Origin of the sequence: Enterobacter cloacae complex sp. P17RS (genome assembly GCF_014895885.1) — a bacterium.
GTDB lineage: Bacteria > Pseudomonadota > Gammaproteobacteria > Enterobacterales > Enterobacteriaceae > Enterobacter > Enterobacter bugandensis.
Window position 1 is genome coordinate 1 of record NZ_JADBQK010000036.1, and the last position, 844, is coordinate 844.

General features: G+C 39.3%; 2 protein-coding genes. Both read right to left on the reverse strand.

Annotated elements, in window-relative coordinates; translation table 11 throughout:
- Positions 1-3: 3 nt before the first annotated feature.
- On the reverse strand, positions 4-276 hold the full coding sequence (locus IM265_RS21320; protein WP_193056019.1) for a hypothetical protein: 273 nt from the start codon (positions 274-276) through the stop codon (positions 4-6).
- A gap of 13 nt (positions 277-289) precedes the next feature.
- Positions 290-844, reverse strand: a 555-nt coding sequence (locus IM265_RS21325; RefSeq protein ID WP_193056020.1) for a M23 family metallopeptidase, incomplete at its 5' end; no start/stop codon positions are given.

Here is an 844-nt window from a genome sequence, read left to right on the forward strand (position 1 = left end):
TACTTATATCTTTATAGCTTCAAAAAATCCTATCCATAAATTTTGATCTTTATATACTAGCCAGTACTCATTGGTATAGAGTCGTTTGTCTCGTTGTCTGTCCGGGAGATGACTCTGCTCATTTTTATAACGAACATGATCATCTCTATACTCCTGATCAATGCGTTGCTGCTCGCTTCGAAAAAAAGATTCATCTAAAGCGGCAATTGCTAACCAATCAGATTTAACAATATTTGCTAAGAGAAAGAATATTATCCATTTAATAATCTTTAACATCACTCCTCCTCAACTAAGGATAATCAAATCCATCAATAAATGGTGTAGGGTCAAGGTGATTAATTATTCCGGGAGATCTTTCTGTTGTTCGTACCTCAAAATGAAGATGGGCCCCTGTAGCTACACTAGTCATTCCATTTGCATTACCAGTACATCCAGTTTTCCCAAGAAGATCCCCACATTTCACGGATACCCCATTGACGAGTCCAGAATGTATTTCAGATAAATGAGCATAGAAAAAATAGATTTTACTAAGTTCACGCCCGTTGTATGAACATAAAATTATCTTCTCTTGTGGTAAATCATTTGTCTGGACGACAAGAGATAATTGCAGACCATACCCATGGACACCCTGATTAGCAATAAAAGCTATACGTCCATCCGCCACAGCATATATAGGTGTTCCTGGTTCTGCTTGTATGTCCACACCTTGATGCTGATAACGATGTCCATCAGGTGCAGTTCTCCACCATCCGAAACTTGCACTTTTAGAACTGGGTAACCCACGAGTTCTGATGAGACAAATACCCAAAGGATTATGCCATTGTGCTGGAGCTGGAGCTGGAGC

Coding starts and splice junctions, on each gene's coding strand:
- IM265_RS21320 (WP_193056019.1), bottom strand. CDS start 276: ATGTTAAAGATTATTAAATGGATAATATTCTTTCTCTTAGCAAATATT.